This window comes from Klebsiella sp. CSG-1 (assembly GCF_056521145.1).
This window is the reverse complement of the sequence record NZ_JBWNLD010000005.1, coordinates 134,152-148,536: the sequence shown is the minus strand read 5'-3', so window position 1 is coordinate 148,536 and position 14,385 is coordinate 134,152. Positions and strand designations below refer to the sequence as shown.

Here is a 14,385-nt window from a genome sequence, read left to right as displayed (position 1 = left end):
CAGGAAAAGATATTTTGTTTTGATATTGATGCGATCAAGCATACAAAATGTTAATTAATAACCGACCCCGCTGAGTTGTATAAATATTTCTCAGCAAACGCTGGCAAACGTTTGCTTTTGTACTACAGTCCGATAAAATTCCCGCTTTGCCACCTTGGGATTGTTTGTGATGTCCGTTAACACCGCCGAGTCAGAAGCTGCGCAACCGGTTGCGCATAAAACAACCAGCGAATTAATCTACCGCCTCGAAGACCGCCCGCCGCTGCCGCAAACCCTGTTCGCCGCCTTTCAGCATCTGCTGGCGATGTTTGTCGCGGTCATCACGCCGGCGTTGTTAATCTGTCAGGCGCTGGGCCTCCCGGCTCAGGACACGCAGCACATCATCAGCATGTCGCTGTTCGCTTCCGGCGTGGCATCCATTATTCAGATTAAAGCCTGGGGACCCGTCGGTTCCGGCCTGCTCTCTATTCAGGGCACCAGCTTTAACTTCGTCGCCCCGCTGATTATGGGCGGCACCGCGCTGAAAACCGGCGGCGCCGACGTGCCGACGATGATGGCCGCGCTGTTCGGCACCCTGATGCTGGCCAGCTGCACGGAAATGGTCATCTCGCGCGTTCTGCACCTGGCGCGGCGGGTGATTACCCCGCTGGTCTCCGGGGTGGTGGTGATGATTATCGGCCTGTCGCTGATTCAGGTCGGGCTGACCTCCATCGGCGGCGGCTATGCGGCGATGGCCGACCATACCTTCGGCGCGCCGAAAAACCTGCTGCTGGCAGGCATCGTCCTGGCGCTGATCATTATTCTTAACCGCCAGCGCAACCCGTATCTGCGCATCGCGTCGCTGGTTATCGCCATGGCGGCGGGTTACCTGGCGGCCTGGCTGCTGGATATGCTGCCGGCAAATACCGCGCCTGCCAACGATAGCCTGATTACGGTTCCGACCCCGCTCTACTACGGCCTGGGCATCGACTGGAGCCTGCTGCTGCCGCTGATGCTGGTGTTTATGATCACCTCGCTGGAAACCATCGGCGATATCACCGCCACCTCTGACGTGTCGGAGCAGCCGGTCTCCGGTCCGCTGTATATGAAGCGCCTGAAAGGCGGCGTGCTGGCTAACGGCCTGAACTCCTTTGTCTCCGCCGTCTTTAATACCTTCCCGAACTCCTGCTTCGGCCAGAATAACGGCGTAATTCAGTTGACCGGCGTCGCCAGCCGCTATGTCGGCTTCGTGGTGGCGCTGATGCTGATCGTACTGGGCCTGTTCCCGGCAGTCAGCGGCTTTGTCCAGCATATTCCGGAGCCGGTACTCGGCGGCGCAACGCTGGTGATGTTCGGTACTATCGCCGCTTCCGGGGTGCGCATCGTCTCCCGCGAACCGCTCAACCGCCGCGCGATTCTGATTATCGCCCTGTCGCTGGCAGTGGGCCTCGGCGTTTCCCAGCAGCCGCTGATTCTGCAGTTCGCCCCTGACTGGCTGAAGAACCTGCTCTCCTCTGGCATCGCTGCCGGGGGTATCACCGCCATTGTGCTGAATTTAGTGTTCCCGCCAGAGAAGAATTAAACCCGTATCCCCGATGGCGCATTGCCTGACGGGGATAACGGCGGAATATCCCGGATGAGGCCTTCACACCGCCCTCCGGGTATGCCTGAATAAAACGTATCTCCCATCACTCTGTCATTCAAATAAACAACTCCTGTCTTGAGGATTGCGCATAAATCGTGCATAACAGCCCTATGTGCACTTCTCAGGATGGAAGATCATGAAATTTATTGGAAAGCTGATTTTGTGGCTCGCGATCGCCCTACTGGTGGTGGCGATTGCCCTCTATTTCCTGCTCCAGACCCACTGGGGTTCACGTCAGGCCAGCGCCTGGCTGAGCGATGGCACCGGCTGGCAGGTTTCCTTCGATGAGATGGAGCACAGCTTCTCTTCCCCTCTTCACCTGCAGCTGCAAAATGTCACTTTCGGACGCGACGGCAAACCGCCGACGCTGGTCGCTAAAGCGGTGGATATTGGCTTCAGCACCCGCCAGTTCAGCGATCCGCTGCACGCCGACGAGATTGTGCTTAGCGACGGGACGTTAAATCTCTCGCCCTCCTCCGCTTCTTTACCCTTTGCCGCCGACCGTCTGCAGTTGCGCAATATGGCGTTTAACAGCCCGGAAACCGGCTGGGCGCTGAGCGCACAGCGCGTTGACGGCGGCGTCAGCCCCTGGGCGCCGGAAGCGGGCAATGTGCTGGGTAAAAAGGCACAGATTCAGATGAGCGCAGGCTCGCTGACCCTCAACGGCGTGGATGCCAGTAACGTGCTGATCCAGGGAAGCCTTGATAATGGCGAAGTAACGTTATCCACGCTGGGCGCCGATATTGCGCGCGGGACGCTGACCGGCAACGCCAAACGCAACGCCGACGGCAGCTGGCTGGTAGATAATCTGCAGCTCAACGAAATTCGCCTGCAGAGCGATAAATCGCTGGCAGAATTCTTCACCCCGCTGACCAGCGTCCCTTCACTGCACATTGGCCGTCTCGACATGACCGACGCCCGTTTGCAGGGGCCAGACTGGGCGGTGACCGATCTCGACCTCAATCTACGCAACCTGACCCTGAGCCAGGGCGGGTGGCAAAGCGATGACGGCACCCTGTCGATGAACGCCAGCGAATTTATTAACGGATCGCTGCATCTGCTTGATCCCATCGCCAATGCCGAATTTTCACCACAGGGTATCGCGCTGCGCCAGTTCACCTCACGCTGGGAAGGCGGGATGGTACGGACTTCTGGCAACTGGCTGCGCGCGGGTAACGCGCTGGTGCTGGACGACACCGCCTTTGCCGGGCTGGAATATACCCTCCCCGCTAACTGGAAACAGCTGTGGATGGAGTCGCTGCCCACGTGGCTGGAAAACCTGACGCTGAAGAAATTCAGCGCCAGCCGCAATCTGGTTATCGATATCGATCCCGCATTCCCATGGCAGATCACCGCCCTTGACGGCTACGGCGGCGAACTGCAGCTGGTGAAAGACCATCGCTGAGGCGTGTGGAGCGGCAGCGCAACGCTGAACGCCGCCGCCGCAACCTTTAATCGCATCGACGTTCGCCGGCCATCGCTGAAGCTTAACGCCAATGCCTCAACGCTCAACATCACCGAGCTAAGCGCCTTTACCGAGCGCGGTATCCTGCAGGCCACGGCGGCCGTCTCGCAGCTTCCCCAGCGCCAGGTCACGCTCAGTCTGAACGGTCGCGGCGTACCGCTGAATATTCTGCAGGCCTGGGGCTGGCCCGCCCTGCCGGTTTCCGGCGACGGTAATTTCCAGTTGACCGCCAGCGGCAGCGTGCAGGCCGATGCGCCGCTGAAACCGACGGTTAACGGCCAGCTCAGCGCGGTGAATATGGAGAAACAGCAGGTTGCGCAAGTGATGCGCAACGGCCAGCTAAACAGCGAGCCGGCTCAGCCGATCGCTCCCCCGCCAGCACCGTAATCGCCCTCCGCCCTCTCTCCGCCGGAGAGAGGGTCCCGCTCTGGTCTTCGTCCATCGATCCCTCTTCCACTCCCTCGGGCACGCCTTTCTCGTCAGCGAAACCTGTGTGCATTTTGCGGCTACCTGTACCTATTTCCCGCAACCTGTTTCTTTCAAAGATCGGAATTGCTATAAACAAAATACTGGAAGTAGAGATAAAAATTAAAAACCCTATGTAAATATAAAAATAAAGGAACGACTATGTCCGCAATACGTCAACGTATTCTGGAGAATATGCAAAAATTCTCCAGAGCAATGATCGGTGCAGTCCTGTTCTTGCCCGTCATTGGCCTGATTCTGGCACTCAGTTCTGTCTTAACCAACCCTACATTAATTTCTGAAACCAGTTTTTTACATCAGTCAGGACAATTACTCGGCGATACGTTCTGGCCGCTGTTTGGCAATCTTGGATTACTTTTTTGCGTCGGTATTAGTTATGGGCTGGCGAAAGATAAAAAAACAGAAGTCGCCCTGGTTTCAGTGATGTGTTTTATTATGTTTCTGGGCGCTAACCATTCGTGGCTGGAACATATCCACGGCATCGCCGAAAAAATTAATGGCGAATACTACGGCACCGGTCAGACACAACTGCTCGGTTTTGTGGTCGTCGATATGGGGGTGTTCCTCGGCATTATCCTCGGCTGCACCATCGCCTGGGTGCATAACAAAGTCTCGAACATCGAACTGCCCGGCGCGCTGTCCATGTACGGCGGCGCCAAGCTGACCCTGGTAGCCATGACCCCGGTGGTGATTTTCTATGCCATCGCCTTCACCTGGATCTGGCCGTTTATGACCCACGGTATCGGGGCGTTAACCGGATTTATGAAAAACGCCGGCGTGGCGGGGGTTTTCGTTTATGGCTTCTTTGAAAAATTCCTTATCCCCACCGGCCTGCACCATTTCGTCTGGTCGCCGTTCCAGCTCACGCAAATCGGCGGTACGCTAAACGTTGACGGACAGGTGGTTTCCGGTACCCAGGCGATTTTCCTCGCCTATATGCGCCACCCGGATCTGACCCCGGTCATGAACGATGCGCTCCGTTTCTCACAGCAGGGGATGACCACGATTTTCGGCCTCGCTGGCGCATCGCTGGCCTTTTATCACACGGCGAAACCGGAGAAAAAAATGATGGCTAAAGCGATTCTGCTGCCCGCCATTATTACCTCAATGCTCACCGGTATTACGGAGCCGATTGAGTTCACCTTCCTGTTCGTGTCGCCGCTGCTCTGGGTGATTCACGCCACCCTGACCGCCGCGTCACAGGCGATTTGTGACATCTTTACCGTTCGGCCGTGGGGCGCATCCGGGCTTATCGAATTCCTGATTTATAACCTGCCGCTGCCGGTCTCATTAACGCGCTGGCCTGGGTATGTTCTTATCGGTATCGGTCAGTTCGCCGTTTATTACGTTATTTTCCGCACCCTGGTAGTGAAGCTGAATTTAAAAACGCCGGGCCGTGAAGACGACGATAACGTGAAGCTCTACAGCAAAGCTGATTATCGTAAAAAGGTCGGTAATCCGCAGTCGGTGACCGATGAGATTATTAGTGGCCTCGGCGGCAAAGAAAATATTATTTCGGTCGACAACTGTTTCACTCGCCTGCGGGTGGTAATTAAAAATATGGATTTGGTTGATGATCTCATATTGAAAAGTACCGGTGCCAATGGCGTCGTACGAAATCGTAACGAAGTTCAGGTTATTTATGGCGTCAAAGTGGGACAGGTACGTTCCCGGGTTGATAGCTGGCTGGCAGAAAATTAATTGGGAGTGATGTATGAAATTAACCGTATTAGGCGGGGGCGGCGTTCGCTCTGCATTTTTGGCGAAATCTCTGGCTTATAACGCCCACCGCATAGGTTTAACGGAAGTGGTATTTCTGGACAGCTCGGAAGATAATCTGGCCCTGTTTGGTGAAATTGCCCGCTACGTGTTTAATACGATTCGTCCGGATATTGCGTTCAGTACGACCAGCGATCCGGTCGCCGCGCTGAAAGGCACAAATTATGTGATTACTACCCTGCGGGTGGGCGGCGATGAGAGCCGTATTCGCGATGAGCGTATTGCGCTTGAGCATAATACCTTAGGCCAGGAGACCACCGGTGCGGGCGGCTTTGCCATGGCGATGCGTTCGATCCCGGCAATCCTCAACTACTGTCGCCTGATCGAAGAGCATGCCGCCGAGGATGCGATCCTGTTTAACTTTACCAACCCATCGGGGCTGGTCACCGAGGCGATCATCAAGTCCGGCTTTAAACGTCGCGTATATGGCATTTGCGATGCGCCGTCGGAGCTGATTCGCGAACTGCCCGAGATTCTCGGCTGCGACGAGCGCGATCTCAGCGTCGAGTGCTACGGGCTGAACCATTTCTCCTGGTTTACCCACATCACCGTACGCGGGGAAGAGGTGACCGAACGCCTGATCGCCAGCCCGGATTTATACCGTAAAACGGCGATGCAGTATTTCTCGCCGGAGCTGGTTCAGCTGTGTGATAAGCAATTACTCAACGAGTACCTCTATTATTACTATTATCGCGAGGTAGCCTTAAAAGCGATTCAAGAGGCGGACGAAACGCGCGGCGAGCAGATTGCCCGTATCAATCGCGATATGCGGGACGCGCTGCGCGGCATTGATGTGAAAGCCGATCCGCAGGCGGCATTTTCTCTGTGGATGACGCACTACCTGCGCCGGGAAAATAGCTATATGCAGAACGAGTCGCAGCAGGAGAAATTCCATACCCGCGAACCGTTAACCCTGCGCCAGTTTATCGAGGAGCCGGATACCGGCGGCTACGCCGGGGTGGCGCTGGACATTCTGGAGGCGGTCAACAGCCGCACCACCAAACGAATCGTGGTCTCCATACCCAATAACGGCACTCTCGATTTCTTGCGTCCTGACGATGTGATTGAGATCAGCTGCGACCTGAGCAAAGATGGCTTAAAACCGGTGACGCCAGCGCACGTGCCCACGGCGCAGAGAAACATGATTGCCAGCGTGAAAGAGTATGAGCGGCTGGCAGTGGCGGCCATTTTGCAGCGCGATAAATCCCTGGCGATACGCGCATTAATGGCACACCCGCTAATCGGCTCTTTTTCGCTGGCCAAAACCCTGGTCGAGGCCTATCTCGACGACGCGCAGTTCGCCGACTGGCAATAAACGCCCGGCTCAATCCCCCGGATAGCGGCTAACGCCTTATCCGGGCTACCGGATAAGGCATGATTGGCCGGTTTTGTAGCCCGGGTCAGGCGTCTAAGCCACAACCCGGGAACGCGTAAGTTGTCATTTTATCGCCCTGACAGGCGCGTCAAACGCCGCCTCCAGGGTTCTCCGTCTGTATAAACCACATCTTCAGCAGCCGCTCAAACCCGAGTATGCAGTAACCGAAAAACGGGTTGCTCCAGTAAATATCATCGTCGAACTTCTGCGGGTCATGAATAATGAATGCGGTATCCGCCGCCTGCGCCAGCGGACTTTGATAATCGCCGGTAAAGCACACCAGATTAATCGCCTTGCCTTCCAGCGCCTTCACCCAGTTCAGAGCCGAGCTGCTGCGCCCGGATTTTGAGACGATCCAGATGGAGTCGAATTTCGCCGCATTTTTTTGCTCCAGGATTTCGTAATCCGGCCATAGCGCGAGGCTGGCGTTCACGCCGGTCACCAGGAACTTATTATAAATATATTGCGCAATCAGCTGCGAAAAGCCGCTGCCGTGGATCAGGATCCGCTGATGCTGCAGGCTTTCCAGCAGCGGCGTCAGCCGCTCTGTCGGCTGAATACTCATATAGTCGATGTCGTTGGTGACATCGAGTTTCGGCATGGTGATATTGAATTTAATAAAATAGACCAGCTCCAGCCAGCCGCTGAACTTCAGTTTCTTCGCCAGCCGCACCAGCGAGGAGGGGTTGCTATAGCAGCGCTCAGCGACGCTGCGGATGCCTTCCCGCACACACTGTTCAGGGTCATTCTGGATAAAGCGCAGCACGGTCATTTCCGTTTTGCTCAGCTTGACGTCACGAAAGATATTTTCTAAGTCCATTGCGGGCTCCTCTCAGCGGCAGATTACGCTATCACCAAACGGCAAAGGTGTCTGTGGGGGAACTCACTGGCAGGAAAGAGCGAATAGCGACATAGCATGCATGCGCCACGCTGACTGAGACGCATGGAGGCGGCCGCGTATCTCTCTAGCGTCGTTTTTTCCTGCCAGATCGCCCTCGCAGAAAAAATATAAAAGTGTAACCCGCGGATTTTACGAGGGTTTGTGTCAGACTGTTCTGTAAAGTCCAGTTTTAACAGTAAAAAAGTGCGTTCAGGTATGTGGTAAATGCCTGAAAGTAGCTATAATGCGCCCCGCCTCCATGTAGCAATCGAGGCGCGGAAGATCGTCATCTCCGGTGAGGTGGCTGGACTTCAAATCCAGTTGGGGCCGCCAGCGGTCCCGGGCAGGTTCAACTCCTGTGATCTTCCGCCAGTTTGCTACCTCTGAACTTCCCCATATGCAATAAACCATACCAATCCGCGGTGTCATCCTCAGGCCAACTCATGTTGATCCAGACCCCGAATATCATCAGGAATAACCGGCTTCATGTTGCTTGCATCTTCTGGCAACCGGCAGACTTCTTAGCAGGATGGCTGTGCGAAGCGGGGGCTTTTGAGAAGCCAGTTCCCCTCATCAGAAGTAATAACCAATATTAACGTTAGTGCGGAAATACCATTTACCGCTGCCCTCGGACTGAGTGCTGGTCCAGCCGGTAGAGTTCAGCGCGCCGCCCCACGGATTGACGTTCTTCGCCCAGCTGAGATCGACCCAGAACATCACCGGTAGCGCGAAGACCTGCACGCCGAGGGTGTTCATCTGCGAATCCTGCCAGCCGCTTTTGTCTTTCCACAGTACGCTGTAGTCATTGTAGAAACGCAGCTTCGAGACTGTCCCCCACTTCACATCGACGTCGCGGGCAAGGTTGAGCGATGCGGTGGTCGCTTTAGCCGGGATCAGGTAGTCCGGAGTCAGGCCGTTGCCGCCCATCAGAATCGTATCGTCGCTGACCCCCGCCGGGTTCTTCGGATCGTACTGGTAGCGAATCAGCTGCGAGGTGAGCTGCCACGGCCCGTTATGCAGCATGCCGTGTACTCCCGCCGCCCAGAAAGTACCGTCGTCGTCAGTCTCGCGGTTGTGCAGGCGCGCCAGCGCCAGCGAGCCGCCCAGCTCGTTACTCCAGCCGCCGCCGTGAAAATTGCGCGCGATACGCACATTAACCTGATCGCGCTTTTCATTATGCTGCTGATGCTGGGTAGGATAAATCGTGTTTTTCAGACGATCGTAATCGCCGACATCCGGCGCGTAGCGTAAATTCTCCGGCTCCATCCACGGAAAATAAGCCACATCCAGCGACCAGTTATTATCGTGATATTGATAGTTGATGCCGCTGCCGGCGCTGACGCCAAAACCTAAATAAAACGGTATGCCGTACGACCAGCCAAATTGCGGATAGGGCTGCAAACCGAAAGGTTTGCCGGGAATGCCCAGCTGAATATTATTATTACCATCAACGCGATATCCTACATAGGCGCGGTCGACGGCGTATTTACGATGATCCTGGAACCAGAATCCGGCATCAAAGAAATAATGATTATAAAAACCGCTGCTGTCGATACGAAAGGTATCAAAACGCAGATGCGGCGGGTTACGATAATTACTGCCCTTCCAGTCTTCATAGCGGTAATTGGCCCGCAGCGCGCCGCCGAAATCCAGACCAGCGAGATTGTCCGCGCTGCGCCAGCCGATATGCGGAAAAGGCTTGCCGTCGTCCGCCTGTGCCAGCCCGTTGGCGCTGGCGACCAGCAGCAGCGAAAGAACTAATTTACGCATAGCACATCCCTCACTTTATATTTTAATAAGCGATAAAAAGCCTCGCCGCTTAATATCGGCGTTTTTATTTATTTTTGTCTCAGCAGTGAAACTATCGATTAAATAGCAAGATTTTTATATTTTCGTTCCAGATATGAAACTCTGTTTATTATTTGATAGAGGGAAAATCGCACGCAGGATGCCAGGAGTCAAGGCATAAACCTTGAGCGATAACGCAATATTATTATTCCCTGCGGAAGATATTCATATTTGTGGTACAGGAACAAAAACATTCTCAAATATGAAACATAATTAGCGAAGTACAAACCACATTCCCCGGAGCGATCGTTTAGCGATATTCCTCCCGGGAGTCTCTGCATTGGCGCCGTGCCACCGGCGAAGTCAGCGTATCCGCGCTGAGGGATCTGCGTCGGATAGCGCGACGCTTATCCCCGGAGCTGATTTTCAGCTTTTCAATATAACTCTTATCGCCCGGGCCCCGTTTTTCCCTCCCCGCCAGGGGTCTACCATTAATGGATTCCCACAGAAACCCCATTTAAAACCGGAGAGTGTATGAAAGCGATTGCCATTACCCGCGCCGCTACTGAAGGCAGTAACATCCCATTTTTAAGCGCCATCGAGCTACCGGTTCCGGTTGCTGCGGGGCATGACCTGCTCATCGAAGTGAAGGCGATTTCCGTGAATCCGGTGGATACCAAAGTGCGCGCCGGATTTACCGGCGATACCCCGCGCGTGCTGGGCTGGGATGCGGTTGGCGTCGTAAAATCGGTCGGCGAGGCGGTCACCCTGTTCGCGCCGGGCGATGAAGTCTGGTATGCCGGTGCGCTGGGGCGCGCGGGAAGTAATAGCGAGTTTCAGCTCGTCGACGAACGGATCGTCGCCCTGAAGCCGCGTTCGCTGGATAACGCCTCTGCCGCCGCCCTGCCGCTGACCGCCATCACCGCATGGGAATTGTTGTTCGATCGTCTTGGCGTGCAGGAAGGCGGCAACGCCGGGGACGCGCTGCTGATTGTCGGCGCGGCGGGTGGCGTCGGCTCCATTCTCACGCAGCTGGCGCGCAAACTGACGCGTATGACGATCATCGGCACCGCTTCGCGCCCGGAAAGCCAGAAATGGGTGCTTGATGCCGGGGCGCACCACGTTATCGATCACAGCAAGCCGCTCAGTGAAGAGCTGGCGCGGATTGGAGTCAACGCCGTGACGCACGTCGCCAGCCTCAACAATACTGAGCAACATTACGCGCAGCTGATTGCGGCTCTCGCCCCGCAAGGCAAGCTGGCGTTGATTGACGATCCGCAAACCCTCGACGCCCGCCCGCTGAAGGCCAAAAGCCTTTCGCTGCATTGGGAGTTTATGTTCACCCGTTCGATGTTTGAAACGCCGGATATGCTGGCCCAGCATCAGCTGCTGACCCGGGTGGCGGCCCTGATTGACGATAAGACCCTCAAAACTACCCTCGGCGAGCATTACGGTCCAATCAACGCCAGCAACCTGCAGAAAGCGCACACTCAGCTGGAAACCGGACGCGCGGTTGGCAAAATCGTGCTGGAAGGGTTTTAGGATGACGAACGACACGGTATCTGTCATTGCGGTTCTGAAGGCCAAACCGGGGCAAACGGCCGCTCTGCGGCAGGCGCTGAAAGCGCTGTTACAGCCGACCCGTCAGGAAGCGGGTAATCTGGATTATGCCCTGTTTCAACTGCGCGATGCGCCGGACACCTTCTACATGCGCGAGTCGTGGCGTGACCCGGCGGCGCTGGAGGCACACATCGCTCTGCCACATTTTCAGGCCTTTATCGCGCAAATGGACAGCCTGCTGGCTGAGCCGCTGCGCCTGGATTATCTGACGCCGGTTGAATAATCGCCTCAACGCTGCGGGTTCCCTGCCTGGCAGGGAACCCGCCTCTTTTTGCCCCTTTCCGCTTTTATCCCGTCTTTTTCCCTTTGTCTGTTTAACACTCTGAGCTAATCGCCCCACGCCCCGCGCTGACCAGGCTACGCTTACCGTTGCCGCCAAAAAGCAAGTCATCCCCTCCGAATCATCCAGCACGTTCATTCAGAAAGAGGTTTCGCTATGCAGATCAATGCTATTGGTACGTACTCCGCCACCCAACCGCTGAAATCGATGGCTATCTCCCGCCGCGACCCGGGCCCCCACGATGTACAGATCGCCATCGATTACTGCGGCGTCTGCCACTCCGACCTTCATCAGGCGCGATCTGAATGGGCCGGTACGCTCTATCCTTGCGTGCCGGGACATGAAATCGTCGGCCAGGTGACCGCCATCGGCAATCAGGTCTCGGGATTCAACGTGGGAGATCTGGTCGGCGTCGGTTGTATGGTCGACAGCTGTCAACAGTGTGAAGAGTGCGAAGCAGGGCTGGAAAACTACTGCGACCATATGATTCTCACCTACAACGGCCCCACGGCAGACGCGCCCGGACACACTCTCGGCGGTTATTCGCAGCAGATTGTGGTGCACGAACGCTACGTGCTGCACGTGCGCCATCCGAAAGCCCAACTTGCCGCCGTGGCGCCGCTGCTCTGCGCGGGGATCACCACGTACTCTCCGCTGCGCCACTGGAACGTCGGGCCGGGAAAAAAAGTCGGCATCGTAGGTATTGGCGGGTTGGGACATATGGGAATTAAGTTGGCCCACGCCATGGGCGCCCACGTGGTGGCCTTTACCACCTCAGAATCGAAGCGGGAAGCGGCAAAAGCGCTGGGCGCGGATGAGGTGGTTGTCTCACGCAACGAGGACGAAATGGCCGCCCACGTGAAAAGCTTCGATTTCATCCTCAACACCGTGGCGGCACCGCACAACCTTGATGCCTTCACCACCTTGCTCAAACGCGATGGCACCCTGACCCTGGTCGGCGCGCCGGCCAGCCCGCATCCTTCGCCGGAAGTGTTTAATCTGATATTTCGCCGTCGTGCGATTGCCGGTTCGATGATTGGCGGGATCCCGGAAACCCAGGAGATGCTCGATTTCTGCGCCGAACACGGCATCGTCGCCGATATTGAGCTGATTCGCGGCGATCAGATCAACGAAGCCTGGGAGCGGATGGTCAAAGGCGATGTCAAATATCGCTTCGTGATCGACAGCGCGACGCTCGCCGGCTAAATGCCGCGGCGAAAGGTGCGCCGCCACTCCGCCGGGCTGACGCCAAAGCGGGATTTAAACTGCTGGCGCCAGGTCACGGCGGAGCGGAATCCAACGCTCTCCGCCACCTGCTCGACGGGCATATTCCCCTCCTCGAGCAGGAGCTGACTGCGCCGTAGACGTTCAATGGTCAGCCAGTCGGCAATGCTCATGCCGGTAGCCCGGGTAAAGTGACGAGTCAGCGTACGGCGGCTCATCGCCACCACCTGCGCCAGCGAGTCGAGGTTGTGCGGCTCGGCGATATGCTGCTGGAGATACTCCAGCAGGCCGTTAATCCGCGCGTCGCGGGTATTTTTCGGTACCGGCTGGGCGATAAACTGCGCCTGGCCCCCTTCACGATGGGGCGGCACGATCATACGCCGGGCGATCTGATTCGCCGCGAGGCTGCCGAAACGCTGGCGAATGATATACAGACAGCAGTCGAGCGCCGCCGCGGTGCCCGCTGAAGTAATGATCCGCTGGTCATCAACGTACAGCGCGTTGATATCCAGCCGCACCTCGGGAAACTGCTGCTGAAATGCCTGCTCAAACTCCCAGTGGGTCGCCGCCCGTTTGCCGTCCAGCAGCCCGGCATAGCCGAGAACAAAGGCACCGAGGCACAGCCCGACGATTTCAGCGCCGTTCTCCCTTGCCCGTACCAGGCTATCCAGCAGCGACTGGGGCGGACGCTGATGCACCGCTCCCCAGTAAGGCACCACCACGATATCGGCCTGCTCAAGGGCGGTGAAATCTGCGCTGGCGTTGAGCGCAAAACCGTCGCGCGCGGTCAACAATCCCGGCCGTTCGGCGCAAATCTGCAGGTTAAAGCGTTTCGTTTCCGAGACGCTATCGCCAAACAATATGCAGGGAACCGAGTAGTGAAAAGGGCTGAACCCGTCCACGGCAACAATCGCGACATCGGTTAATTTCATCATCCTCTCCGTTCCCCGCGGCGGGCTTAAAAGATCATACTTTCCCCATCCTGCGGGATGCTGACAGAATCGGCAATCTGATTATCCGCCACGTATTCGCGCAGCTCCTCGCGGCTCAGCAGGCAGTGATTAACCGCCTCAAGATGGATGGCGACAATTTTCGCCTCTGGCAGGGTGAAATGGGTTTTCAGCACATCTTCTTTGCCCATGATAATCGGCCCGAATCCAATCACGTGCGCGTACCCGGCATTCAGTACCACGACATCGGGACGTAGCCGTAGCATGTCGGCCGCAATTTCAGGACGCCAGATGGTATCGCCGACCAGCCACAGCGTCTTCTCCTGCGGATGGCGAAACACCACGCCGCAGGCTTCGCCCAGCCGCTCCGCCATAGCCGGTACGGCATAGGTGCGGTCGCTACCATGCTGCCCGGAGGTGGTTTTCTGTAAGCGGACGCCGGCAAACTCGCTCTCTTCCGACAGCAGACGGACATCCTGAAATCCCTGTCCACGCAGCAGCCCGGCATCACCGTCATGCTGCACAAAAACCGGCAGCGTTTTCGGGATCGCGGCGATCGCCGCCTCATCCCAATGATCATCATGCGTATGGGTGACGATCGCCGCATCGACATCAATGATAGTTTTCAGGGAAAAAGGTAGCCCGACCAACGGATTACGCAGCGCTGCGCGGGCGGTGCCCGGGAATCCCGGCCAGGCGCCACGATCCGCCAGCATCGGGTCAATCAGGAACTTTTTCCCTGCATATTCAATAAGCTGAGTTGAGTTACGGATCTGGGTCATTTTCATGATGTTCACTCCTCTTCGCGGTTATCTGGCGAACATCGTACGTCCCACCAGCCTGGCGCAATATGGGCATTTGGGCAATGTTCGATGAGATTGGGCCAACTTTCTGCGGTTGCCATCCGCCCCAGG

The 14,385-nt window shown here is 56.5% G+C and carries 10 protein-coding genes, 1 tRNA gene and 1 pseudogene; 8 read left to right on the top strand and 4 right to left on the bottom strand.

The window, feature by feature from the left end; genetic code table 11:
• The first annotated feature begins 169 nt into the window (after positions 1-169).
• The 4 genes and pseudogenes from AC007G_RS13995 to AC007G_RS13980 all read left to right on the top strand — a co-directional run bounded on the left by AC007G_RS13995 (position 170) and on the right by AC007G_RS13980 (position 6,669).
• A complete protein-coding gene (locus AC007G_RS13995) occupies positions 170-1,561 on the top strand; it encodes a nucleobase:cation symporter-2 family protein (protein WP_032690245.1) in 1,392 nt (463 codons plus the stop codon).
• A gap of 199 nt (positions 1,562-1,760) precedes the next feature.
• Positions 1,761-3,476 (top strand): annotated as a pseudogene (locus AC007G_RS13990) (AsmA family protein).
• Between the two features lie 240 nt (positions 3,477-3,716).
• Entirely contained in the window at positions 3,717-5,276 is a 1,560-nt protein-coding gene (locus AC007G_RS13985; RefSeq protein ID WP_046853325.1) for a PTS transporter subunit EIIC, read from the top strand.
• A gap of 13 nt (positions 5,277-5,289) precedes the next feature.
• Positions 5,290-6,669, top strand: a complete 1,380-nt coding sequence (locus AC007G_RS13980) for a family 4 glycosyl hydrolase (protein ID WP_032690242.1) — start codon at positions 5,290-5,292, stop codon at positions 6,667-6,669.
• A 148-nt stretch (positions 6,670-6,817) separates the two neighbouring features.
• On the opposite strand, the gene AC007G_RS13975 is transcribed toward AC007G_RS13980, so the two are convergent.
• Complete coding sequence (locus AC007G_RS13975; RefSeq protein ID WP_032697020.1) at positions 6,818-7,549, bottom strand: MurR/RpiR family transcriptional regulator; 732 nt, start codon at positions 7,547-7,549, stop codon at positions 6,818-6,820.
• A gap of 337 nt (positions 7,550-7,886) precedes the next feature.
• Here AC007G_RS13975 and AC007G_RS13970 point away from each other — a divergent pair.
• Positions 7,887-7,981: transfer RNA gene (locus tag AC007G_RS13970), tRNA-Sec, on the top strand.
• A 201-nt stretch (positions 7,982-8,182) separates the two neighbouring features.
• Here the strand turns inward: AC007G_RS13970 and AC007G_RS13965 are convergent.
• Complete coding sequence (locus AC007G_RS13965) at positions 8,183-9,379, bottom strand: hypothetical protein (protein ID WP_142630248.1); 1,197 nt, start codon at positions 9,377-9,379, stop codon at positions 8,183-8,185.
• Positions 9,380-9,931: 552 nt separating this feature from the next.
• Here AC007G_RS13965 and AC007G_RS13960 point away from each other — a divergent pair.
• From AC007G_RS13960 to AC007G_RS13950, 3 genes are all read left to right on the top strand, one after another.
• On the top strand, positions 9,932-10,939 hold the full coding sequence (locus tag AC007G_RS13960; protein ID WP_032697022.1) for a zinc-binding alcohol dehydrogenase family protein: 1,008 nt from the start codon (positions 9,932-9,934) through the stop codon (positions 10,937-10,939).
• 1 nt (position 10,940) lies between these two features.
• The gene (locus AC007G_RS13955; RefSeq protein WP_032690238.1) at positions 10,941-11,240 is read left to right on the top strand and encodes a putative quinol monooxygenase; all 300 of its coding nucleotides are present in this window, start codon (positions 10,941-10,943) and stop codon (positions 11,238-11,240) included.
• 213 nt (positions 11,241-11,453) lie between these two features.
• Complete coding sequence (locus AC007G_RS13950; RefSeq protein ID WP_032690237.1) at positions 11,454-12,503, top strand: NAD(P)-dependent alcohol dehydrogenase; 1,050 nt, start codon at positions 11,454-11,456, stop codon at positions 12,501-12,503.
• Here AC007G_RS13950 and AC007G_RS13945 read toward each other — a convergent pair.
• Positions 12,500-13,453 carry a GlxA family transcriptional regulator gene (locus tag AC007G_RS13945; RefSeq protein ID WP_142630318.1) on the bottom strand — a complete coding sequence of 318 codons (954 nt, stop codon included), beginning with the start codon at positions 13,451-13,453 and terminating at the stop codon, positions 12,500-12,502. The two genes, AC007G_RS13950 and AC007G_RS13945, sit on opposite strands and share 4 nt — an antisense overlap.
• A 26-nt stretch (positions 13,454-13,479) precedes the next feature.
• Positions 13,480-14,259: an MBL fold metallo-hydrolase gene (locus AC007G_RS13940; protein ID WP_032698524.1), complete on the bottom strand. Its 780-nt coding sequence runs from the start codon at positions 14,257-14,259 to the stop codon at positions 13,480-13,482.
• Positions 14,260-14,385: the final 126 nt, after the last annotated feature.

Excerpts from the sequence above, each read along its gene's own strand:
- AC007G_RS13995 (WP_032690245.1), top strand. The coding sequence starts at position 170 with ATGTCCGTTAACACCGCCGAGTCAGAAGCTGCGCAACCGGTTGCGCAT.
- AC007G_RS13985 (WP_046853325.1), top strand. The coding sequence starts at position 3,717 with ATGTCCGCAATACGTCAACGTATTCTGGAGAATATGCAAAAATTCTCC.
- AC007G_RS13980 (WP_032690242.1), top strand. The coding sequence starts at position 5,290 with ATGAAATTAACCGTATTAGGCGGGGGCGGCGTTCGCTCTGCATTTTTG.
- AC007G_RS13975 (WP_032697020.1), bottom strand. The coding sequence starts at position 7,549 with ATGGACTTAGAAAATATCTTTCGTGACGTCAAGCTGAGCAAAACGGAA.
- AC007G_RS13965 (WP_142630248.1), bottom strand. The coding sequence starts at position 9,379 with ATGCGTAAATTAGTTCTTTCGCTGCTGCTGGTCGCCAGCGCCAACGGG.
- AC007G_RS13960 (WP_032697022.1), top strand. The coding sequence starts at position 9,932 with ATGAAAGCGATTGCCATTACCCGCGCCGCTACTGAAGGCAGTAACATC.
- AC007G_RS13955 (WP_032690238.1), top strand. The coding sequence starts at position 10,941 with ATGACGAACGACACGGTATCTGTCATTGCGGTTCTGAAGGCCAAACCG.
- AC007G_RS13950 (WP_032690237.1), top strand. The coding sequence starts at position 11,454 with ATGCAGATCAATGCTATTGGTACGTACTCCGCCACCCAACCGCTGAAA.
- AC007G_RS13945 (WP_142630318.1), bottom strand. The coding sequence starts at position 13,453 with ATGAAATTAACCGATGTCGCGATTGTTGCCGTGGACGGGTTCAGCCCT.
- AC007G_RS13940 (WP_032698524.1), bottom strand. The coding sequence starts at position 14,259 with ATGAAAATGACCCAGATCCGTAACTCAACTCAGCTTATTGAATATGCA.